We start from the raw sequence: 23,188 nt of genomic DNA, 5'->3' as shown, positions 1-23,188 counted from the left end.
ATGTGATAAGTGGTTGGGTGAATGGTGGAAGGTGGTCTTTTAAACGACTAGTGCGAGAGATGAGGAGCTTGTTAGTCAATCGGGTTCAAAATGCTTACATTTAATGGGCGATATAGATTTTATTTTTAATTTTATCCGCTTATTAAAACCACTCAAAAAATCGATCTTCTATGAAGTTTATTGTTTCTTCAGCTGAACTTTTAAAGCGCCTGTCTAATATCAATGGCGTTATCACAACCAATCCGGTTGTTCCTATTCTAGAGAATTTCCTTTTTGAAATAAAAGATGGACTTCTGACCATCACTGCGTCAGACTTACAAACCTCTATGATCACCGAGATTGATGTAGAGGCCAAAGAAGATGGAAGCATAGCGGTGCCTGCCAGAATACTGATGGACACCCTGAAGAACCTTCCCGAACAACCGGTTACCTTCAGCATTGACCAGGAAACATACAGTGTAGAGATCAACTCAGACAATGGACGTTACAAACTGGCCGGAGAAAATGCCACAGATTTCCCTAAGGTACCGGAAGTAACCGATGCCTATTCCGTAGATATGTCGACCGATGTTTTGAGCAGTGCGATTAATAACACCATTTTTGCTACTTCCAACGATGAGTTGAGACCAGCCATGACGGGAGTATTTGTGAAGCTGGGCGATACCAACACTACTTTTGTAGCTACTGACGGCCATCGTTTGGTGCGCTATAGAAGAGTGGATGTGGCTACCGACTCTGGAATGTCTATAATTATACCCAGAAAGGCCCTTAACCTTTTGAAGTCTACATTGCCTTCAGAAAATGTGAATGTTGTATTGGAGTACAATGCGTCTAACGCCTACTTCCACTTCAACAATATTCGCATGATCTGCCGCTTGATCGATGAGCGTTTCCCGGATTATGAGAATGTGATTCCTACCGAGAATCCGATTGAAATGACCATTGAGCGCAGCGAGCTGCTAGGCTCTCTAAAGCGTATCAGCATTTACGCCAATAAAACCACCCACCAAATCAGGCTTAAGATTACCGGCAGCGAGCTTACAATTTCTGCCGAAGATTTAGACTTCTCTAATGAGGCTAAAGAAACTTTGGCCTGCGAGCATGAGGGAGAAGATATCGAAATTGGGTTCAATGCTAAGTTTTTGGTTGAAATGCTTGGCAATCTGCACTCGAAATCTATTACACTGCAAATGTCGGCCCCTAACCGTGCCGGCCTCATTATACCTACTGAAAAGGATGACAGTGAGGATATACTCATGCTGGTAATGCCTGTTATGTTGAACAACTATTAATGTTTTATATAATTATCTGAAAAGGGGAGCACAGCTCCCTTTTTTGTTTCACTCTAAAATTTTGCCGATTATTACGCATGCTCTCTAAGAAGACTCAATACGCCTTTCATGCCCTCACTTATTTGGCCGAGAATGTGGAGAAGGGCCCTGTTCTCATTTCTGAGATTTCGCAAGAGCGCAAAATATCTCTCAAGTTTCTGGAAAATATACTTCTTGAGCTGAAAAAGGCCGGAGTGCTGGGAAGTAAAAAAGGGAAAGGTGGTGGCTATTACCTCATAAAGCCCCCCGAAGAAGTAAAACTGGCTAAGGTTATTCGTATGCTCGATGGCCCCATTGCTCTATTGCCCTGCGTGAGCCTTAATTACTATGAGCGTTGCGAAAATTGCGATGAAGCCGTATGCGGGTTGAACCGCGTAATGGCCGAGGTTAGGGATAATACACTTAAGGTGTTGGAGAATAAGACCCTGGCCGATGTATTGCGCAATAAGGAATAGCAGCTCACAGAACTGTATTTTTTTCTGAAAAGCTTACCGTGCTTATGAAGAATCCCCTCTTTTGACCTTCTGTTTTTACAGGAGAACGAGAGAGGTGTAAAAAAAAATCGAAACAAAAGTCTACTAAAATGGTAGGGAATATATAGATTTGTCCCGTTGATAAGTTTAATGCCCGAAAGATGTTAGTAGATTCACTTGTAAAAGATAAGATTGAAGATGCCAGAAAGGTGGATAGCAATCTTAAAAGCTTACTAAAAACCATTAGCTGGAGAATAGTTGGCACTCTGGACACCATGGTGATTTCGTACATCATTACAGGTAATTTTGCAACGGCATTTTCCATTGGTTCAGTTGAAGTAGTCACCAAAATGATTCTTTATTACCTGCATGAAAGAGTTTGGGCTTCGGTAAAAGTAAGACGATGAAAGAGAGAGTAGAGGAGCTAAGTAACTTAATTGAAGGAAAAACTTTAGAAGAGTCGTTGGCTCTGGTAGCCAATGCTTTTCCCGGAAAGGTTCGCTTTTCTTCGGCTTTTGGCCAGGAAGACCAGGTTATTACGCATGCTATTTTTAAGCATTCGATTGATATTGAGGTGTTTACTCTCGATACCGGTCGGTTATTTCCTGAAACCTATGAGTTAATCGATCGCACCAGGGCCAGGTATAAGCAGCCTATTAGGGTCTACTATCCCAAGGCCGAGCAAGTGGAGGAGCTGGTAACGAAGAAAGGCATGCACAGCTTTTATGAGTCGGTAGAAAACCGTAAAGAGTGCTGCTACATTCGCAAGGTAGAGCCTCTCAAAAGAGCTCTCAGAGACACGGCCGTTTGGGTAACGGGGCTAAGGGCAGACCAATCGGACAATCGTCAGAATTTCAGCCTCATTGAGTGGGATGAGCCTAATCAGGTAATCAAATTCAACCCCCTACTGCGATGGTCTTATGATGAAATGCTCGAATACCTGAAGAAACATCAGGTGCCATATAATCCTCTGCACGACAAGGGCTACATAAGTATTGGTTGTGCGCCATGTACCCGGGCCATTGAGCCGGGAGAACACCCCAGGGCGGGCAGGTGGTATTGGGAGGCTTCGCAAAAGGAGTGTGGCCTGCATCAGGTGAAACAATAGGACCGGGAAGGTTATACCGGCCTACCGAAACAAGTACATCCAGATTATTCGAGCTAGCCTAAAGTTTAAAAACATAAGGGCTACCAGGAGGACAATGGCCGCATAGATGAAACCACTAAGCGGAAGGCCGGTCAGCTGCCAAAGTAAAAAGAGCCCCCCGAGTTCGGCCAGTGAAAGACCGTAGCTCATATACATGGCTCCAATAAAATAACCCGGTTCCTTTTCGAACTTATGTCCACACACCGGGCAGTTTTCGTTCATGCCGGGCGATTTCATTCGGAGTATATTTCCGTTGGAGTGGAATACAGATCCTTCTTCACAATTAGGACATTTTTGACGAAAAATACTTTTAACCGTTTTAAGCATCTGGATTTAATTTGAGGCAAAATTAAATGATTCTATAGCTCCTGCGTTCTGGTAAAAGTTTCCTTCTTTTGTATAAAAGGATCATTTTTTGAGTGAAGAATTTAAATACTCTTGAGCTTCATAGGTTTGAGCAAGATTCACATCGTTTTTATTGCAACACCTTTTCTGCACATGTGCTTAAGCACCATGGTGAAATATTAGTACCGCATAAGCATGATTTTTATCTGGTGGTACTTTTCGCCCAGGGTAGCGGGGTGCACGAAATCGATTTTGTGAGGTATGAAATACAGCCCGGAGCGCTTTTCGTTTTGAGTCCCGGACAATCTCACTTTTGGCAGCCTTCGGCAGATGCGGAGGGCTTAATCTTGTTTCACTCGCGCGAGTTTTACGATTTGGCCTTTGCCGATCACTCACTGGCCGATTTTTCGTTTTATAGCTCTCTCACTCGCTCTTCTATGGTGCAGTTGGTAGCGCCATTGTTGGAGGAGGTTTACCAGCTTATGAGTTTGGTGCTTCGGGAGTATTCCGGTCAAGGATTGTGGAGGCACCGTAAAATACAGATGCTTCTGGGGATACTTTACACCAATTTAGCCAGGGTGTGCAGTCCATCGGTTGATTCCGGTTGGCGAATAGGCCGTTATACTGCGCACCTCACAGAGCTGGAGCGGTTAATTAATGTTCACTACAAAGCGCATAAATCGGCTGGTGTTTATGCCGAAATGCTAAACCTAACGGTGAGACATCTGAACAGAGTGGTTCGCGAGCAACTTAATAAAAGTACTACTGAGTTGATTATGGAAAGAGTGGTGTTAGAAGCTAAGAGGCTTCTGGTCAATTCATTGGATGTTGGGCTCACTGAAGTGGCCGAACAACTGGGCTTTGATGATTATGCCTATTTTTCAAGGATATTCAAGAAGTACACCGGGGTTAGTCCTTCTACTTTTGCCCAACAATATAAGTCGAGCTATTATCGTTAGGGTTACCTGATTTTTCGATCGATGAGCTCTTCCAGGTCTATGGCCATCTCATAAGATTCTACAAACAACTTGTTGAGCGCCTGCTCATTGGCCAGCAGATTAACAACAAGGTTTTTAAACTCTACACTTTTAATTTTCTGGTAAGAAAGTATTTTTTCTTCACCAAAATCTACTTCAGAAACCAGAAAGTCTGAGTAGTACTTTTCTTTCATGCGCACATAGTAGTCTACAATGTCTCTTAACTCCAGGTATTTGCTTTTGAGTGTAATGAGTTCACTTTTTATATCGGCATTGCGGTTGGTGTAATTGGTGTTCAGGTAAAAGTTGATGGCCTCTAGCTGCACAATGGGTTTTATGGTTTTGTTAATGTTAAAGAGATACGTACCAATATGGTCGTCTTCTAAAAGGCCTCCCGAAAAGAGAATACGTGCTAGTTCACGGGTGTCTTCCTCCAACTGCATTCTATCGGCAATGGTGCCGGCAAAGTAGTTCATGTTGGTTTCGTTTTCCCTATATACCTTTAGAATAGCAGCGGTTTCCAGTTGCAATTCTTTTTTGTCTTCATACAAAATATTGAGTTGGTAGGCTACAGTTATTCCAAAGATGATGAGCACCACCTCCATTAGGTAGGTGTAAATGTCTCTTTTCCTTAGGCGTTTGGCCGATGGTGATTTATTCAGTCTTCTGGATGTACCAATTTTAACCATTCCGTTGAATACGCATTAAGGATGGACTAAACGTAAAAAAGATGTCTAAGCTATCATTTTTTCCAGTAAATCTCCGACAAAGTAGGCAAGAACAGCGGCCGAACCGCCTAAAAACAGGGTTTCCAGCATGCTTTTCAGCCGGTTGGCTTTGGTAACGTAGCTTTTGGCAAATCCTATTCCGGCAAAGGTAACAAAAGTGAGTATGGACGAATAAAGAAAAAGGTTATCGCCAAGCGATTGGCCCGAGTAATCAATTACATATACAATGAGGGGTATAAAGCCCATAAGTATGAATGAAATAAAAGTGACAAAGCCCATCTGAAGAGGAGACTTGGATTCTTCAGTCATTTCCAGCTCTTCTTTCATCATTACATCTACCCAGCGGTCTTTGTCTTCGGTGATTTTATCTACCACTTGCTCTAGCAGATCTCCTTCAAAACCTTTGGCCTGATATATTTCGCGAATTTCCTGACGTTCTTTTTCGGGTAGGTTATCTACTTCCCAATATTCTATTTCTTTATGCTTCTGGTAATTCTCCTTTTCCGATTTGGTCGACAGGTAACTGCCAACAGACATGGCAAAACCATCGGCAATAAGATTGGCAAAGCCCAAAATAATAACTACTGAGCTTTCAAGGTGAGCTCCGGCTGCTCCGGCAACTACAGCAAACGTGGTTACAGAACCATCTATACCTCCATATATAAATTCGCCAATGTAATCTTGAAATCGGGAAAACCATTTGTTTTCTCCATGCAGTTGAGGTTCTATGTGTTTAGCCATGTCGAAAATTTTGCCGTGTCACTCCTACGAATATAACCCGAATGGTTGGCTATGTAGAAGTGGGGTGAACAAAAAAGCTTGGCTTTAACCAGGCTCGGTACTTAATCTACTCGCTCAATCTTGGCTCCTAATGCCTTGAGTCGGGTATCAATATGCTGGTATCCCCTGTCAATTTGCTCCACATTGTCTATGATGGAGCGGCCTTCTGCCGAAAGGGCGGCAATGAGCAGGGCTTGTCCGGCCCTGATATCGGGAGATGTCATTCGAATACCTTTGAGCTTTTGTTGCCTGTTTAGTCCTATGACAGTAGCGCGGTGTGGGTCGCATAGAATGATCTGAGCCCCCATGTCTATCAGCTTATCGACAAAGAATAGTCGAGACTCAAACATCTTTTGGTGAACGAGAACGGTGCCTTTGGCCTGAGTAGCTACAACTAGTACAATGCTGAGTAAATCGGGGGTTAACCCCGGCCAAATAGCATCAGCAATAGTCATTATAGAGCCATCGATAAATGTTTCAATTTCGTAGCGCTCCTGGGCGGGTATAAAAATGTCGTCACCTCTAAATTCCATCTGAATGCCCAGCCTTCTGAATGTTTCGGGGATTACCCCCAGTTCAGGTATTTGGCAGTCTTTGATGGTTATTTCTGATTGAGTCATAGCCGCCATTCCAATGAAGGAGCCAATTTCGATCATATCGGGCAACATGGTGTGTTCTGTGCCTTTCAACGACTCTACCCCTTCGATGTGGAGCAGGTTAGAGCCAATGCCTGTGATTTTTGCTCCCATTCGGTTGAGCATTTTGCTCAACTGTTGGAGGTAGGGCTCACAAGCGGCATTGTAAATAGTGGTTTTCCCTTCGGCCATAACAGCAGCCATCAGAATGTTGGCCGTACCGGTAACAGAGGCTTCATCTAAAAGCATGTAGGTGCCTTTCAGCTGGCTGGCATCGATATGGTACATGCCTGTTTCGGCTTCGTATAAGAATCTTGCCCCCAGCTTCTGGAAGCCTATGAAGTGAGTGTCAAGTCTTCTTCGGCCTATTTTGTCTCCCCCCGGCTTGGAAATTTTTCCTTTTCCGAAACGGGCCAGCAGTGGCCCCAGGATCATTATTGAGCCTCTCAATGATGAAGCTTTTTTACGGAAGTCTTCCGTTTCCAAATAGTCGATGTCTACATCTTTTGCGCAAAAACGATAGCTCTCATTGCCAAGATACTTTACCTCTACACCCAATTCGGCCAAAAGCTCTATGAGCTTGTTTACGTCACGGATGTCTGGGATTTTATGTATAGTAACAGGCTCTGCAGTTAGCAGTACGGCACATAGAATTTGTAGTGCTTCGTTTTTGGCACCCTGAGGAATAATCTCTCCGGAAAGGCGGGTGCCACCTTCAATAATGAAAGATGACATTTAGTTTCTGCGTCTTTTTTGGTTTCTTCTTCTGTTATTATTGTTGTTGTCTCGGGAGTTTTTGTTAGAGTAACGGTTTTCCTTAATGTTATTGTTGAAAAGTCCCTGCTCTTTCACCAGTTCAATGTCAATATCGAGTTGGTTGTTCGATAACTCCTTGATTTGCTTTAGGATGATCTCATCATCGATATTGTCTTTGTTCCAGGTGTTGTAGAAGGTTTTCATTAGCCTGCCAATATGTATTACGGCTGCGGCTTTTGATTCCGGATCTTCCATGGCTATGGCCTGCTCAATCATGATTTCCACATTTCGGCCATAGTGCAGATACTTAATATTGGAGCTTTTGTAGTGTACCTTCTGAGGTTTTTTGCCAATAGCCGAAACATCGGGCATTGGGAAAGGAGCTTCTACATCCAGCTCAAAATTGGAGATGAGATAAAGGTCGTCCCACACCTTTTGGTCATAATCCTGATTACCCTTTATGTTGCTGTTGATTTGCTTCATCAGGTCAGTAAGGGTATGGGCATATGCGCTACGCTTATCTTTATCTTCAATGGTTTTAATGTGGTTGACCAGCTTTTGAATGTTGCGGCCATATTCCATGAGCTTTACTGCAGCTCTTTCGGTATTATATTCTAGTGCCATTATTAATAGTCTTGTTTCAAAATAGTAATTATTGTCGACATGCTTGTCTGATGTATTAGTTATTCTACAATTCTAAGCTTTGCAAAGGTTAGCAGGAGAGTCTTTTCTCCGAAATCTTCAAAGATTACCTTGGCTTTTTTGTTTGCTCCCTCGGTGTCTACCTTGCTTACTTTCCCGAAGCCAAACTTTGGATGCTCTACCTTCATTCCTTCGGCAAGATTGGAGGTGTCGCTTGGTCTAAAGTCGGCCGATGGTTTGTGATACTGTAAAGGCTTTTTGGCCTGTGGTTTTTTAGTAGCCATGAGATTACGGGCAAAGCTGGAAGAGAAGCCCCGAGGTTGCTCACTTCTGCCTAGTTTAGGTTCCCGGCTTCCGTACCGGGTATTCACAAAGATGTAGTTCGGGTCAACCTCTTCGATAAAACGACTAGGTTCTGAATTGATCAGTCGTCCAAAGCGGTAACGCGAAAGAGCATATGAGAAGTATAAGTTTTCCTGAGCTCTTGTAATGGCTACATAAAACAGCCTTCGTTCCTCTTCCAGATCGGCCCGACTGCTTAGCATCATTTGCGAAGGAAAAAGGTCTTCTTCCAGACCCACCACAAACACATTTTTAAACTCAAGCCCTTTGGAGGCATGTATGGTCATGAGCGATACAAAATCATTGTCGGTAGGGTCGTCATTGTCCTGGTCGGTTAGCAGAGCCACCTCTTGCAAGAAGGCCGCCAGACTCTTGTCTTCTACCTCGGGCGTCTCCACAAATTCCTTCATGGCATTTAGTAGCTCCTGCACGTTTTCATAACGGTTTAGACCTTCAACCGTTTTGTCGTCATAGAGCTCTTTAAGCAAACCAGAGGTTTTAGCTATGTGGTTAGCTGCTTCGTAGGCGTCTTTCGAGCTGACGTAAATCTGAAAACTCTTAACCAAAGTCACAAAATCGCGAACGGCATTGGCTACGCGTCCGGGAAGGAAGGAGTCTATATTGGTAAGCACCTCCCAAAGTGGAATATCGTGTTCAAAGGCCGCCACCACCATTTTTTCTACTGAAGTAGCCCCAATGCCTCTTTTGGGAAGATTGATAATTCTTCGGAAAGATTGTTCATCGTTGGTGTTGATGGCAAACCTGAGGTAGGCCATCAGGTCTTTAATTTCCTTACGCTGATAGAAGGAAAGCCCTCCGTATATTTTATAAGGAATCCCCGACTTTCTGAGTGCTTCTTCAATGGCCCTGGATTGGCTATTGGTTCTGTAGAGCACTGCAAAATCTTTATTTTCGTATCCGTTTTGTGTTTTTTGCTCAAAGATGGCCGAGGCTACAAAGCGCCCTTCTTCATTGTCCGATACCGATTTTATGAGTTCGATTCGGTTACCTTCTCCGTTGGCCGTCCATACCGATTTTTTTAGCTGCCCTTTGTTGCGAGCGATTAGTGAATTGGCTGCTTCTACAATGTTTTTGGTAGAGCGATAGTTTTGCTCCAGTTTAATGACCTTTAAATCGGGAAAATCTTTCTCGAAGTTCAGAATATTTTCAATGTTAGCTCCGCGGAAGGCATAAATTGATTGGGCGTCATCGCCCACCACTGCTATATTTTGACTTACGGCCGAGAGCTTTTTGGTGATGAGGTACTGGGATACGTTAGTGTCCTGAAACTCATCGACCAGCACATATTTAAAGCGATGTTGGTATTTGTTGAGCACATCGATATGATCTCTGAACAGGATATTGGTATTAAGGAGGAGGTCGTCAAAGTCCATAGCATCGGCCTTGAAACAGCGTTGGCAATAGGTTTTGTAAATACGACCCATCTCGGGTTTCTGAGCTGCGGCATCATCGGCTGCGTAGAGTGGGTTGTTAAGGTATTCTTTCCATTCTACCAGTCGGTTTTTGGCTCCGGAAATTCTGTTCAGCACCACGTTGGGTTTATAGACTTTGTCATCAAGCCCGAACTCCTTCACAATGGATCTGATTAGAGACTTGGAATCGTCCGTATCGTAAATGGTAAAGTTGCTGGGATATCCCAACCGGTCGGCTTCAGCCCTGAGAATTCTGGCGAATACTGAGTGGAAAGTGCCCATCCATAAATTGCGCGCATTCACACCGGCTACTCTCTCAATCCGTTCGCGCATTTCGCGTGCAGCTTTGTTGGTAAATGTGAGTGCAAGAATATTGAATGGATCTACACCTTTTTCTTTGATGAGGTAAGCAATACGGTAGGTGAGTACACGAGTTTTACCCGATCCTGCACCGGCAATAATCATGGCAGGGCCTTCGGTGTTTACTACACCTTCGTATTGGGGTTCATTAAGCGTTGAGAGGTAATCCATTCAGCACAAAAAACTTCTGTAAATTTAGACACAAAGACGGGTGTATCAGCTCTAACTTTGGTCTAAATGTCATTCCGAATTTATTTCAGAATCTATTAAAGAGACCCTGAAGCAATCCTGCCTGTCGGCAGACAGGTTCAAGGTGACGATAAGTTTAGGCCGCAAGTTAAGACTTGATTCTAATTTTCAATAAGCAATTTTTTGAAGTATTCCTCATAGTTCGTAATTGTGTTCTCAATATTGAACTTTTGAAGGGCCGTGTGTTGGGCATTATTGATTAAGTGTGCTCTTAGCTCACGGTCGTATCTTATTTTGTCGATAAGGTTTGCAATTTGTTCAATGTCTCCATCTTCGAAAAGGAGGCCATTTTCTCTGTCTTCTATGAGATCGAGATTACCAGCATAGGCCGTTGCAATTACCGGCACCTTCAGTGCCATGGCTTCGAGTAACGATTGTGAGAGCCCCTCCATGGTGGAGGCCAGAATTTTGGCATCGAAAAGCTTATAGTAGGGGAGAATGTTGTCACCTTCCACATGGCCTTCGAAAAATACCTGGTGTGCTGCTCTATAACCGGCAATTATCTCTTTCATTTCTTCTGTAGCCTCTATGCCACAAAAGATCATTTTTACCGGCTGTTCCACATGTGCAAGGGCCCTAATAATCTGAATTTGGTTTTTTATGCGCGACACGCAGCCCAGCACAAAGTCATTTTCATTAATTGCAAACTTACTTCTCAGAGCCTCTGTTTTGTGCATATCAATGTGGGCGTATTTTTCTGTGGGCGTACCGTTGTGAATTACCTTAATGTTGGCTTCGTTGAAGCCAAGTTTCACCAACCCTTCTTTTACCTGTCTACTTACTGCCACAATACCATCCGTCCAATGGTTGTACAAAAAGCGCTGAACAGGCCCTCCTAAACTGAGAGGCATTTGTCTTCTTGTATGTACAATTTTAGTGCCCAGGCCAAAGAATTTATTCGCGAAAATACTGGTGTACCGGTCATGACTCGATTGGGCGTTGATGAGCTCAATGCGGTGTTGGCGGACCACATCGCGTATTTGCTTCCAGTTATTGAGGTCGAATTTGCCTCCAAAACTCATGGGCACCCTCACTACATTGCTATCTTCAACCAGTTGCCACAACAGGCTTTCTTTTCGTATACCCAGATATACCTGATGACCTCGCTTAGCCAGCCCCCTACATAAAAATGCAATGGAGTTTGTGGAGCCGGCCATATCGCCCTGATACGTTAGAAATAGTATTCTCAAAATGCTTCTGCTGATTCTCGGCCGTAAACTTACAACAAATAGACTTTCATGTTGTATGTTTGCGTTCAGTGCTTCGCGTTGAGGCCCTGCCGTATTATTTCTTAAATTTGGCGTATGTCTGAAGAAACCACTCAGGAGCAATCGGCCCGTAGACAGAATTATTCAGAAAAAGAGAAAACGGAGGTGTTTGATGGTGAATTCATGCCTCATGTAGACTCTATGTACAATTTTGCCTATCGCCTTACATTCGATGAAGATGATGCTAAAGATTTGGTGCAAGACACTTATTTAAAGGCATTTAGGTTCATTAATTCGTTTGAGCGAGGAACTAACGCCAAGGCGTGGTTGTTCCGCATTTTGAAGAACAGCTTCATCAACGAGTATAGAAAAAAGAGTAAGCAACCCAACAAGGTTGACTACAACGAGGTGGAGCAATACTACAACTCTGACGATGTGGATGAGAACATTACCACTGACCTGAGGGTTGAAACCGTGCAACACATGATTGGAGATGAGATCTCCGGAGCATTGAATAATATTCCGGTCGATTTTAGAACGGTAATCATATTGAGCGATTTGGAGGGCTTCACTTATGAAGAAATGTCAAAAATTCTCGATATTCCGATTGGAACAGTGAGATCCAGACTACACAGGGCTAGAAATATGCTGAAAGAGAAGCTAGCCAGTTACGCGAAAGAAATGGGATATAACAAATAGTTTGAAACAATGTCGGAATTTTCAGATTGGTTCAAGGACACGTTTAAGAAATGCTATTGCGAGCATGGCAATTTGATAGATGAGCAGCGGTTTGCGGAAATTGTTCAATTGGTGTTGGACAATGAAGCAGACGATGAGTCTCGGTCTATCTTTGAGCAAAAGATTAAGTCATGTGTAAAGTCTAACTTCACTTTCGAGAAAGAGAAGAAGATAAAAGACGAAATCAAAAGAAAACTCTGCGAGCATAAGGCCGAAATGCCAATGAACCTTGTAGAAACCATTCGTAAAAGCGTAGATATCTAATGTCGTCCGGAAAGGCAATTATTTTTACTGCACCCTCCGGTTCAGGAAAAACCACTATTGTAAAGCATTTGCTGGCCAACAACCCACAGTTGGCTTTTTCTATTTCAGCTTCCACCCGTGATAAACGAGGAAGAACCGAAGAAAACGGCAAAGACTATTACTTTCTTACCAAAGAAGAATTTAAGGCTAAGATTGATGCCGATGAGTTTATTGAATGGGAAGAGGTATATACAGGCAACTACTATGGCACCCTAAAATCGGAAGTAGAAAGGCTGTGGAGCCTGGGTAAAACGGTGCTTTTTGATGTTGAAGTAAAGGGAGCCATGAATTTGAAGAAGTATTTTGGCGACAATGCGCTGGCTATTTTTGTGAAGGTACCCAGCATAGAAGAGCTCAAAAAGCGCCTCACTGCCCGGGGAACAGAGTCTAGGGAGAGCCTTTCTCAACGACTCTACCGAGCCGAGTTTGAGATGACTTTCGAGAATAAATTTGATGTGACCCTCCTCAATGAAAACCTGGAAGACTCTTACCAAAAGGCTCAGAAACTGGTAGATGACTTCTTAAAACCTTAAACTGTGCGCATCGGCTTATTCTTTGGTTCTTTTAATCCCATTCATATAGGTCATTTGGTTATAGCCGATGTAATGGCCGACCAGACCGATCTTGAACAGGTGTGGTTTGTGGTCAGTCCACTCAATCCGTTTAAGAGCAGTAGCTCGCTGCTTCATGAGTTCGATCGGTTGAAGATGGTGGAGCTTGCGATTGCCGATAACTTTAAGTTCAAAGCTTCCGATGTAGAATTTAATATGCCTCGGCCCAGTTACACGGCCGATACCTTGGCATATCTTTCAGACAAATACCCCCAACATGAGTTTAAGCTCATTATTGGAGAAGACAACCTGCTCCACTTTCATAAATGGAAGAACCATGAGGCCATTCTGGAAAACTTTGGTCTGTATGTGTACCCCAGGCCTCAGGTAGATCAAAGCAAGATCAAGGTAAAACACGCCAACATTAGGTATGTCGATTCGCCAATGCTGGATATTTCGGCCACTTTTATACGCAATTCCATCAGAAAAGAACATTCCGTTCAGTATTTGTTACCACCAGCAGTGATCGATTATATCCGTTTTAAGAAGTTTTATCAGTAGGTAACGAAAATAATTTCTTCTATAAAGCATACCTTTCGCCCGTTTATTGCGTCTATCCACTAATCATTCAGGATTAAACAGAAAAAGTTTTTTGGTCTGTATTTTGCACGAGCGTCAAAAACTCAACCATGTCAAATAAATTAACACTCATACTTTTAGCGAGCCTGCTCCACACAGGTATTCTCGCTCAGGGCATCAAAGGAAATATTAAGGACAACGAGGGTAATGTATTGCCCTTCGCATCCATTTATGTGAAGCAAGCCGGAACAGGCACCAGTTCCAACATGGAAGGCGACTACGAGCTAAGGCTGCCTCGCGGAAACTATGAAGTCACTTTTCAGTTTATGGGCTTTGCCTCTCAAACACACCAGATAGCCGTGGGGAGTGGGTTCACAACCCTCAATATTGTTTTAAAACCGCAAGTTTACGAGCTCCCTACCTTTGTGGTTTCCGGTAAGGCAGAAGACTCTTCCTATACCATCATGCGTAAAGCCATTGCCAAGGCGAGCTATCACCTCAATCAGGTAGATAGTTTTTCGGCAGAAGTGTATATGAAGGGAACAGGGCAACTTACACAAGTGCCGTGGTTTTTGAGAAAAACACTCGAAAAAGAAGGGGTAGATACCAGCCGTGTTTTCACTTCCGAATCAGTTAGCGAGATTAGATTCAAACGGCCAAATGCCTTTTCAGAAAAAGTGATTTCGGTAAGGGCCTCAGGCCAAGACTTAGACAATGCCAACCCCAATGCCTACATTAATAGCAGTTTTTATTTTCCTAAGGTGGTAGATGCCATTTCGCCACTTCACCCCAGGGCTTTTTCTTATTATAAATTTGAATATCAGGGCAGCTTTAAGGAACGCGGATACGAGATTAACAAAATTAAAGTAACGCCAAGGTCAAAAGGCGATCAGGTGTTTGAAGGCGAAATTTACATACGCGAAGACTTTTGGAATATTCACTCCCTTGACCTGAAAACTTCTCTTTATGGTTTCGAAATACGAATTCAATCCATTTATGCACCTGTTGAAGAAGAGGTATGGATGCCTGTTACTCAACAGCTCGATTTTTATGGGAAAATATTTGGTATAGGTGGCAAGTACACTTATCTGGCTTCTCTCTCCAATTATGCCATTGTTCCCAATCCTGATCTGGATGCCACTGTGGTTCTGGTGGATGAGAAAATACAGCCTGCCCCGGAAGAAATTGAGGCCATCAAGAAGAAAGAGTTAGATCAGGGGATGAAGGAGGTCTTTGAGGAGGAGAAGGAAGTGTCGCGGAAGCAGTTCCGCAAAATGATGAAGGAATATGAAAAGCAAGAGTTAGAGGCCACCAAAGAACCGGATGTAATTTCCAGCTACTCCTATAAAATTGACTCCACAGCAGCAAAAAGAGACTCCCTTTATTGGGAGAGAATACGCCCGGTTCCGCTTACCTCTAAGGAACTGGTAAGCTACCAGAAAGATGACAGCACCTACGTGGCTGAAAAAGAAAAGGCAGAGCAAGATTCGGCCAAAGTAAAGAACGGAGAGCGTTTTGAGCTGGGCAATATACTTGTGGGCGGATATTATAAATTGGGCAAACGTCTTCGATTCGATTTTGAAGGCTTTTTGCCACATACAAACTATAACACTGTAGAGGGGCTTAACCTCACGTTTACAGGCAATTTTCATTGGAGAAACGATACCACCACGCGCCTGCGTATTTACCCATTTGTGCGCTATGGATTTTCCGGTAAGGATTTATATACCAAAGTACATACTGTTTTTGGTGTTGGAGAAAGAGAACAGCGCAGCACTTTCAGGCTCAATGGTGGTCGGTACATAGAACAGTTCAATCCGGGTATAGTAAACCCGCTGATCAATTCATGGGTCACATTGGTCAATAAGGTGAATTACATGCAGCTCTACGAAAAGGACTTTGCAGAACTGAGCTGGGCAAGACGCTTTAATTACCGTCACACAGTAAGCGCTAAGGTGCAATGGGCCAGCCGATCTGATCTCGTCAATACCACTGACTACAGTTTCGTGAAGGATAATGAACGCTTTTTCAGGCCCAACAAACCTGTGAATGAAGAAGTGCTTATAGGTAGTTTCAATAATGCCAGGGCTATGGATTTTGAGGTAAACTATAGAGTAAGGCCCTGGTTGAAGTTTAGAAAGTATAACGGGCGTCTGATACCCTTGACACAGAGTGCACCGGAATTCCGGCTATCATATAAAAAGGGACTAGATGGAATATTAGATAGTGAAGTAGACTATGACCAGTTGGAATTAGGGCTTATAACCCGCTTTAACATGGGGGTCAGGGCATCTGTAGACTTAGAAGTGGAAGCCGGTAAGTTCTTAAACAACAACTCATTAGAGTTTATGGATTTTAAGCACTTTAGAGGTAACCGAATGCTTTTTGTTCCGATGGATGTGACCGGGGGATATCGGTTGCTAGACTATTACCGACACAGCACCCGCGAAGAGTACGTTTCTGTGTTATCACACATTCGCTTTAGAAAATTATTATTCACCCATATTCCGGCATTAAGACTTACCGGGGTAAAGGAGAACCTATTTGTGAACTACCTGCATACGCCATCGTCAGACAATTACATGGAGGTAGGCTATACTATAGATAATCTTTTGCGCGTGCTTAGGGTCGAATTCATTCAGTCGTTTCAAGGTTGGAAGGCTCGCGAGTTTGGGGTAAGAATTGGAGTATCGTCCCTTTTCCAATAATCAACTAGACTAAAAGTGTTTTTGCTTCTGGCCGTATTTTGTTAGGCAGTGATTGCTTTAAAACTAATTAATTAGTTAATTAACTATTAACTTAATTTTAAAGCCATGTCATATCAACGAAACCGCCCCGGACAAGAGGTGAGTGCCGGCTCAATGGCCGATATTGCCTTTCTTTTACTTATTTTCTTTTTGGTTACCACGCAAATTCTCAACGATAAGGGTTTGCCTATGGTGTTACCACCGAAGACATTGCCTGTCGATACTCCCATCAATGAGCGCAATATTCTTAAGATTCAGGTCAACTCGCTCGATCGGATTATGGTAGAAGACAAAGAGTTGCAAGATATTTCGACTCTCAGAAATATCGTGTACGACTTTGTGCTCAACTTTGGAAGGCCCAACACCAACAAAGTAGTCGATGGCATGAGCGATGTGGAGGTATTCAATAGTCTTCCACCGGCAATGAAACAATACATCAGGCAAAACTTAGAGAGTAAAACCTCATCGGATGGGCCCAGTAAGGCCATTGTATCTATAAAGACAGACAGGGGCAGTAGCTATAGCAAATACATAGAAATAATGGATGAAGTTTTTGCTGCTTATTACCGCATATATGGAGAGCGCGTGGGGCTTAGTGCCGAAGAATACAGAAAGTTGAACAGGAACTATCCGGAGCAGCGCTATTTATACGAAAAAGGCAAGCAGGGAATAAACAAAGCCGTTTCTTTGGCCGATCCCAGTAAACAAGGGGATGGCTGATAGGTTACTTTGGCCACCTTAAAGCTCATTTTTGTCTTTATTAAGTAGCTCAATTACTTTACTTTCGCAAAAAAGAGAAAAATGAGAAAAGCAGCTTTATCCCTCCTTTTTGCCTTTGTAGCACTGGCAGTTCTGGGTCAGACCGATTTTAAAGAAGGGGTACATTACGATATTGTATCAGACAAAAAGTCAGAATCGCCCGTTGTTACCGAGTTTTTCTCTCTCTTCTGTGGCCATTGCTTTCAGTTTGAACCTTTAATTGATACACTGGTAAAGGCATTGCCCAGCGGTGTTAATTTCGAAAAGTCTCATGTAGATTATATTCCACGCGACAATAAGCCGGTGAGTTTTGGCATTGTAAAGGCGTTTGTTGTGATGGGAGATTTAGGAAGGCAAAAGGAGTTGTCTGAAAAGTTTTTCACGGCTATACATCTGGGCAAAGAACCTATCGATACAGAGAGTGAAATTAGACAGATTTTTATTGAAAGCGGAGTTTCGGCCGATGAGTTCGACAGACGCTATTCCAGCCAGGAGGTAGTGCAAAGAGCTGAGAAAATGGCTGCCCTATGGGTAGACCGTCAAATATCAAGCGTTCCCACTATTGTGGTGAACGATAAGTATAAAATCAATATGTCGGCCTTGAGTAATATGGAGCAACTTATCGCTCTCACCAAACAACTGCTTAAGAAGCCTTAATCGTCCACTCACAAAATAGCTATTGCAGCTTAGCAATTCTTCATTCAATTTGAGGCAAACCTTAAATTCATGAAGAAGCTATTTTTTCTTTTGCTTATTGCTCTTGCCTTTGCTTGCGAACCGAAGACCTCGGAAGAAGTTGAACGGTGGGAAGAGCAGGCTGCCCGTGTTGAGATTATTCGTGACGACTTTGGAATTCCACACATCTATGGTAAGTCTGATGCAGATGCGGTGTTTGGAATGCTATACGCCCAATGCGAAGATGATTTTCCCAGGGTAGAACGAAATTACTATTGGGCCATTGGTCGTCTTGCCGAAGTTGAAGGTGAGCAAGCCCTATATAGCGATTTGCGTGCCCGTCTATACATGACAATCGATGAGGCCAAAGCTCACTACGAAAGCGCACCCGATTGGCTAAAGGAATTATGCCAGGCCTATGCCGATGGTATTAACTACTATTTACATACTCATCCGGAAGTAAAACCAAAAGTGCTCACCCGCTTCGAACCATGGTTCCCGATGTTTTTCTTTGAAGGGTCAATAGGTGGCGATATCGAAAGCGTATCTACTCGCAGTATCGCTTCATTTTATGGCGAAAATGAGGCAACGGCTTTAGCCGATTGGGAAGAACCAGCCGGATTTCTCGAAGAGCCAAAGGGTTCTAATGGATTTGCCCTGGCAGGTAATCTGACCGCCTCAGGCAATGCAATGTTGCTTATTAACCCTCACACGAGCTTCTATTTTAGAGGTGAATCTCAGGTGGTTAGTGAAGAAGGGCTCAACGCCTATGGGGCCACTACCTGGGGGCAGTTTTTCATATATCAGGGGTTCAACGAAAAGAATGGTTGGATGCATACTTCTACCCGCGTAGATTTTAAAGACGATTTTTTAGAAACTGTGGAAGAGCGCAATGGCAAGCTTCAATACAAATATGGCGATGAGTGGAGAGACGTTTGGACATCTGAAGTAACCTTAAAGTACAAAGATGGAGACGAAATGAAAGAAAAGACCTTCCCTCTTTATCGTACCCATCATGGCCCTATTACCGGCAAGTCTGGCGATAAGTGGGTGGCTACCGCGCTCAATTGGGAGCCAGTGGATGCACTCATTCAGTCTTTCAACCGAACCAAGACAAACAACCATGAAGAGTTTTGGGAAATGATGAAGATCAGAAGAAATTCATCGAACAATACGGTATATGCAGATGCAGATGGAAATATAGCCTACTATCATGGGGACTTCATTCCAAAGCGCGATCCGCAATTTGATTATTCTCGTCCGGTTGATGGTTCAGATCCAAGAACAGACTGGCAAGGAATGCATAGCCTGGAAGATATTATCACCATTGTGAATCCGGGCAATGGCTGGATTCAGAACTGTAATTCTACTCCGTTTACGGCAGCGGCAGAGTTTAGCCCTAAACAAGAAGACTATCCATACTACATGGCTCCCGATGAGGAGAATTTCAGAGGAATTCATGCCGTTCGTGTGCTTAGCCAAGCCAAAGATGTGACCCTAGACGGTCTTATTGAGCTGGCCTACGATCCGTATATTCCCGCCTTTGAGAAGGTGATTCCGGCATTGGTAGCTGCTCTGGAACGCAACTCCGCTAAGAAGCAGCAGCACATGGAGGCATATAATATTCTGAAAAACTGGGATTTTGCTACCGGCAAAGAGTCCGTGGCAATGACCCTTGCTCAGTTTTATGGCAATGCCTATTACCGAAGTGGTGAGGTGCCAAGAGAAGGCAATGGTATGGAGCGTTTTGAGCACCTGGCCACCGGAGTTTCTGACTCCAAGAAGATTGAAATATTTGAAACTGCCCTGGCAGAAATTGAAAAGGATTTTGGCACTTGGAAACTCCCTTGGGGAGAGTATAATCGCTTTCAGCGATTATCGGGAGAAATAGATCTGGAGTATGACGATGACCAACCGAGCATAGCTGTTGGCTTGGCTTCCGGCCGCTGGGGGGCGTTGGCTTCTTTTGGTGCCCGGTCGTATGACACCAGAAAGATTTATGGCTCCTCGGGCAACAGCTTTGTAGCTGTGGTTGAGTTTGGAGATAAGGTGAAAGCCAAAAGTATTCTGGCCGGAGGCCAAAGCAACGATCCAAATTCACCTCACTTCTATGATCAGGCACAGCGCTATGCCGATATTAAGTTTAAAGATGTGGCCTTTTATAAAGAAGATGTGCTAAAGAGAGCAGAGGAGACATATAGACCAGGTAAAAGGTAATTGGTTGAACAGAAAACAGAAATCGGTGAGGCATATCGTGCTGATTTCTGTTTTCTAACAACTATTCGGTACGCAGATTCTTTACCGGATTGGCAACTGCAGCTCTGATAGAATGATAGCTGACCGTTAACCAAGCCACCACAAGTGCCAATGTTCCACCAATAACAAAGGAGACCCAGGTATCGAGCATTTCTATACGATAGGCAAAACTTCCGAGCCATTGCCCCATTACCCAAACAGAAGCAGGAATAGCAAGAAGCAGCGAAATGGCAATGAGTTTATTAAAGTCTTTCAACAGTAGCCAAACCACCACTTGCGAACTGGCTCCCAACACTTTTCGTACTCCAATTTCCTTAATTCGGTTGCCAATCATGAAAGTGGCCAGACCAAATAAGCCAATACAGGCTATCCATATGGCAATACCAGTAAATACCATGAACATATCTCCAGAGCGTTGTTCCGCTTCATAGAGTGCCGAAAGATCGGTATCGAGAAAGCTGTAAACGAATGTTTGGTTGGGGGCTATTTCCTGCCATAGTTTTTCTACCTGGGCTACAATGGTGGCTCCTTGGTTAGTCGATGTTTTTAGGGCTATGGCTCCTATGTTTCCACCTTGAGAGCTTTCGCGGCTAAAGATGGCCATAGGGGTTATTTCTGTGTGGAGCGATTTGTAGTTATAATCGCTAATTACCCCAACTACTTCATAAGTAATGTCGCCTTGAGGGTTGTTGGCCCCTTGAACGTTTACAATACGCTGACCGATAGGGCTGTGCTCTATGCCCAGTGCTCTGGTGGCGCTTTCATTGAGAATAAGCGCCAATGTATCCTGAAAGTCTTTGGAAAAGCCTCTTCCCTTGGCCAGTTTAATGCCCATGGTTTCTATATAGTCTTCATCGAACACCGCACAATTCAGGGCTATAGATTCGTTGGTTCCTGCCGGCCTGAACGAGGCTCCGTAGTAAAAACCTGTTCCGGGCATGGCTGAGGTAAGTCCTACCTTGCTCACTCCGGGTATAGCTTCTAATTCGTTTTTAAAGGTGGTAAGGTCGGGGATGCCAAAAGCACGCGATAACACCAGAACATTTTCACGGTCGAATCCAAGGTTTCTTTTTTGTAGGTATTGCATTTGCTGGCCAACAATGAGTGTTGAACAAATGAGTACGATGGATACGAAAAACTGAAAAACAACCAGCCCGTTGCGTATCCAATATCCTTGCTGACTCTTAATGAGTTTGCCTTTGAGCACCACTACCGGTTTAAAAGAAGAGAGTACAAATGCCGGATATGTTCCGGCAAGAATGCCAAGACCAAAGCTGGCAACCAGAGCCAGCCCTATGTTTAATGGAGAGGCAAAGGTTAAAAGGCTGATTTCTTTGTCCAGATAGGTGTTGAAAGGTGGTAGTGCCAGGTAAATCAGTAGTATGCCAATGAGCATACTTACTATGCTTACCACCACAGATTCTATGATAAACTGGCTTACTAGCTGTTTTTTCTCAGAGCCCAGCACTTTTCTAATGCCCACTTCTTTGGCACGTTCTGTAGAACGGGCGGTGGCCAGATTGATGAAGTTAATGGCGGCCAGTATTACAATGAAAACAGCGATGGAAAAGAATATATAGATATACGTGATGTTTCCGTTGGGTTCGAATTCACCCTCTAAATGAGATTTTAGGTGAATGTCTTTAATGGGTTGCAGAAAGTAACGATAACCGTTGCCGCTGGCTGTATAGTCTTCAAATGAGATGCGTTGCTCTCTTTCAATTTGACCGGCTGCATACTTTTCTACCACTTCTTTCATTTTTTGGTTAATAGTGGCAGGTGCTACTCCTTCCGACAGTTTCAGGTAGTTGTATACAGAGAAGTTAACGTAGTTTGGTTGCTGGAAGAAGGGCAGCCCTTCCAGGTTGACAAGGAAATCGAATTTGAAGTGAGTGTTTTTAGGGGTGTTTTCTACCACACCGGAAACCTCTAAGTCGCCAATATCCGTTTGCAGTATTTTACCAATGGGAGACTCCGTGCCGAAATATTTTAAGGCCATTCGCTCAGAAATAAGCACTGAGTTGGCCGTATTAAAGATATTCTGCCGATTGCCCTGTAGAAGCTTTATGCCAAAGAAATCTAAAAAATTGGCTTCTCCGGCTATAATGTCGTTTTCCAGAAAGGTTTCGTTGTTGTAAGTAACGTTGGTGCCAAATCCGGCCGGGAAAATGCGGGTAAAGTCCTCAATTTCAGGAAAATCTCTCGTTGCCTGCTCGGCCATTGAGTAAGGTGTAATGGCATAGTGCGAGGTATGGTCGGGATATATTCTGTCTAAGGCAAGCCGGTAGGTTCGTTCATAGTCAGGGTGATAGTTGTCAAAATTGGTTTCGCTATTTACATACAATAATAGAATGCCACAGACTGCAATACTAACTGCCAGGCCACCTATGTTTATGGCCGTGTAAAGTTTATTTTTCAACAAGTTGCGAAGTGCTAGTTTGGTGTTGATTTTAAACATGTCGTAAAAAATTGAGTTGTCGATGAGTTTAAGCCTTTTGAGTACAGAGGGTCTGATCATTTTAAGAACCTCTTGTTTGTAAATACCCGATGCTTTCCGTTTCCCCAGCTGTTCCACGTTGTAGTAAAACTCTTCTTCCAAATCGCCCTGCAACTCATCAAAGAGCTGCTCTTTGCAAAGCCATCGGAAGAGCCTAACGTAAAACGATGGGGGAGAAATTTTACCAGGCATATTGCAGTTCCAATCGAACATCGGGAATCTGATTCCACAGCCTGTCACGTGTTGCTTTTGCTTCTATGAGTGCTTCTTTGCCCTTATTGGTAACCTCATAATACCGCTTGGGTCTTCCGCCACGAGCTTCGTTGGCTTCCCCTTGTTTAGAGCTTAGTAAGCCTTTGTCTTCCAGGCGACTAAGGGCTGTGTGCAAAGCCCCACGGCTAATCTGCCTGCCCCCCTGTTTGTTGATCTCCTGCTTTATAGTTACCCCGTAAGCGTTGTCTCCCAATACCAAAATGGTGAGCAGCGCCAATTCCTCGAATTCACCAAGATTTGTCCCTTTCATAGTATCAAGTTCTAATTTGTAGACGAATATAGTTAAATAAAGTTCTAAAATGTAGACTTGATGCTGATTAGATAATTTGAGGATTTGTTGATTAATCTAACCTGAGTTCGATGTAAGGAAGTAGTAAAATGTCCCCCTTAGGACGTCATTGCGG

At 43.6% G+C, this 23,188-nt stretch carries 22 protein-coding genes; 13 read left to right on the top strand and 9 right to left on the bottom strand.

Translation table 11 applies throughout. From position 1 onward, the window contains the following. Positions 1-170: 170 nt before the first annotated feature. From dnaN to B3O12_RS00500, 4 genes are all read left to right on the top strand, one after another. The gene (dnaN, locus tag B3O12_RS00515) at positions 171-1,292 is read left to right on the top strand and encodes a DNA polymerase III subunit beta (protein ID WP_189630214.1); all 1,122 of its coding nucleotides are present in this window, start codon (positions 171-173) and stop codon (positions 1,290-1,292) included. A gap of 77 nt (positions 1,293-1,369) precedes the next feature. Continuing rightward, positions 1,370-1,786, top strand: coding sequence for an RrF2 family transcriptional regulator (locus B3O12_RS00510; RefSeq protein ID WP_189630215.1), 417 nt, complete (start codon positions 1,370-1,372; stop codon positions 1,784-1,786). A 179-nt stretch (positions 1,787-1,965) separates the two neighbouring features. After that, positions 1,966-2,211, top strand: a complete 246-nt coding sequence (locus tag B3O12_RS00505; RefSeq protein ID WP_189630216.1) for a DUF2061 domain-containing protein — start codon at positions 1,966-1,968, stop codon at positions 2,209-2,211. Continuing rightward, the gene (locus B3O12_RS00500) at positions 2,208-2,912 is read left to right on the top strand and encodes a phosphoadenylyl-sulfate reductase (protein ID WP_286748390.1); all 705 of its coding nucleotides are present in this window, start codon (positions 2,208-2,210) and stop codon (positions 2,910-2,912) included. The genes B3O12_RS00505 and B3O12_RS00500 overlap by 4 nt, the downstream gene beginning before the upstream one ends. Before the next feature lie 21 nt (positions 2,913-2,933). Here B3O12_RS00500 and B3O12_RS00495 read toward each other — a convergent pair whose 3' ends face one another. Continuing rightward, positions 2,934-3,278 (bottom strand): DUF983 domain-containing protein, encoded by a 345-nt coding sequence (locus tag B3O12_RS00495; RefSeq protein ID WP_189630218.1) that lies wholly within the window; start codon positions 3,276-3,278, stop codon positions 2,934-2,936. 92 nt (positions 3,279-3,370) lie between these two features. Between B3O12_RS00495 and B3O12_RS00490 the strand changes: the two genes are divergently transcribed. After that, positions 3,371-4,255, top strand: a complete 885-nt coding sequence (locus tag B3O12_RS00490; protein WP_286754907.1) for an AraC family transcriptional regulator — start codon at positions 3,371-3,373, stop codon at positions 4,253-4,255. A gap of 2 nt (positions 4,256-4,257) precedes the next feature. On the opposite strand, the gene B3O12_RS00485 is transcribed toward B3O12_RS00490, so the two are convergent. From B3O12_RS00485 to B3O12_RS00460, 6 genes are all read right to left on the bottom strand, one after another. Further along, on the bottom strand, positions 4,258-4,962 hold the full coding sequence (locus B3O12_RS00485; protein WP_189630220.1) for a hypothetical protein: 705 nt from the start codon (positions 4,960-4,962) through the stop codon (positions 4,258-4,260). A 45-nt stretch (positions 4,963-5,007) separates the two neighbouring features. After that, positions 5,008-5,742 carry a VIT1/CCC1 transporter family protein gene (locus B3O12_RS00480; protein WP_286754906.1) on the bottom strand — a complete coding sequence of 245 codons (735 nt, stop codon included), beginning with the start codon at positions 5,740-5,742 and terminating at the stop codon, positions 5,008-5,010. 101 nt (positions 5,743-5,843) lie between these two features. Continuing rightward, positions 5,844-7,151 (bottom strand): UDP-N-acetylglucosamine 1-carboxyvinyltransferase, encoded by a 1,308-nt coding sequence (murA, locus tag B3O12_RS00475; RefSeq protein ID WP_189630222.1) that lies wholly within the window; start codon positions 7,149-7,151, stop codon positions 5,844-5,846. Further along, on the bottom strand, positions 7,152-7,796 hold the full coding sequence (locus tag B3O12_RS00470; RefSeq protein ID WP_189630223.1) for a DUF4290 domain-containing protein: 645 nt from the start codon (positions 7,794-7,796) through the stop codon (positions 7,152-7,154). It abuts the gene before it with no gap. Positions 7,797-7,855: 59 nt separating this feature from the next. Then, entirely contained in the window at positions 7,856-10,120 is a 2,265-nt protein-coding gene (locus tag B3O12_RS00465; RefSeq protein ID WP_286754905.1) for an ATP-dependent helicase, read from the bottom strand. Between the two features lie 179 nt (positions 10,121-10,299). After that, positions 10,300-11,388, bottom strand: a complete 1,089-nt coding sequence (locus tag B3O12_RS00460; RefSeq protein ID WP_286754904.1) for a glycosyltransferase family 4 protein — start codon at positions 11,386-11,388, stop codon at positions 10,300-10,302. Between the two features lie 114 nt (positions 11,389-11,502). Here B3O12_RS00460 and B3O12_RS00455 point away from each other — a divergent pair, with 114 nt between their 5' ends. The 8 genes from B3O12_RS00455 (at position 11,503) to B3O12_RS00420 (ending at position 19,975) form a co-directional block, all read left to right on the top strand. Then, positions 11,503-12,105 (top strand): sigma-70 family RNA polymerase sigma factor, encoded by a 603-nt coding sequence (locus B3O12_RS00455; protein WP_189630228.1) that lies wholly within the window; start codon positions 11,503-11,505, stop codon positions 12,103-12,105. 9 nt (positions 12,106-12,114) lie between these two features. Next, positions 12,115-12,408 carry a hypothetical protein gene (locus B3O12_RS00450; RefSeq protein WP_189630229.1) on the top strand — a complete coding sequence of 98 codons (294 nt, stop codon included), beginning with the start codon at positions 12,115-12,117 and terminating at the stop codon, positions 12,406-12,408. Continuing rightward, entirely contained in the window at positions 12,408-12,980 is a 573-nt protein-coding gene (gene gmk / locus B3O12_RS00445; RefSeq protein ID WP_286754903.1) for a guanylate kinase, read from the top strand. Before B3O12_RS00450 ends, gmk begins: the two co-directional genes overlap by 1 nt. A 3-nt stretch (positions 12,981-12,983) precedes the next feature. Further along, positions 12,984-13,559 carry a nicotinate (nicotinamide) nucleotide adenylyltransferase gene (nadD, locus tag B3O12_RS00440; RefSeq protein WP_189630231.1) on the top strand — a complete coding sequence of 192 codons (576 nt, stop codon included), beginning with the start codon at positions 12,984-12,986 and terminating at the stop codon, positions 13,557-13,559. A gap of 128 nt (positions 13,560-13,687) precedes the next feature. Next, on the top strand, positions 13,688-16,285 hold the full coding sequence (locus B3O12_RS00435) for a DUF5686 and carboxypeptidase regulatory-like domain-containing protein (protein ID WP_286754902.1): 2,598 nt from the start codon (positions 13,688-13,690) through the stop codon (positions 16,283-16,285). Positions 16,286-16,390: 105 nt separating this feature from the next. Beyond that, positions 16,391-17,044 carry an ExbD/TolR family protein gene (locus B3O12_RS00430; protein WP_286754901.1) on the top strand — a complete coding sequence of 218 codons (654 nt, stop codon included), beginning with the start codon at positions 16,391-16,393 and terminating at the stop codon, positions 17,042-17,044. A gap of 81 nt (positions 17,045-17,125) precedes the next feature. Then, positions 17,126-17,740 carry a thiol:disulfide interchange protein DsbA/DsbL gene (locus B3O12_RS00425; RefSeq protein WP_286754900.1) on the top strand — a complete coding sequence of 205 codons (615 nt, stop codon included), beginning with the start codon at positions 17,126-17,128 and terminating at the stop codon, positions 17,738-17,740. Between the two features lie 69 nt (positions 17,741-17,809). Beyond that, positions 17,810-19,975 (top strand): acylase, encoded by a 2,166-nt coding sequence (locus B3O12_RS00420; RefSeq protein WP_286754899.1) that lies wholly within the window; start codon positions 17,810-17,812, stop codon positions 19,973-19,975. A gap of 61 nt (positions 19,976-20,036) precedes the next feature. On the opposite strand, the gene B3O12_RS00415 is transcribed toward B3O12_RS00420, so the two are convergent. Further along, positions 20,037-22,703: an ABC transporter permease gene (locus B3O12_RS00415; RefSeq protein ID WP_286754898.1), complete on the bottom strand. Its 2,667-nt coding sequence runs from the start codon at positions 22,701-22,703 to the stop codon at positions 20,037-20,039. After that, on the bottom strand, positions 22,693-23,034 hold the full coding sequence (locus B3O12_RS00410) for a PadR family transcriptional regulator (RefSeq protein ID WP_286746209.1): 342 nt from the start codon (positions 23,032-23,034) through the stop codon (positions 22,693-22,695). The genes B3O12_RS00415 and B3O12_RS00410 overlap by 11 nt, the downstream gene beginning before the upstream one ends. Positions 23,035-23,188: the final 154 nt, after the last annotated feature.

It is taken from the genome of Roseivirga sp. UBA838 (assembly GCF_002296035.1).
Taxonomy (GTDB): Bacteria; Bacteroidota; Bacteroidia; order Cytophagales; family Cyclobacteriaceae; genus Roseivirga; species Roseivirga thermotolerans.
This window is presented reverse-complemented; position numbering and strand designations above follow the sequence as displayed.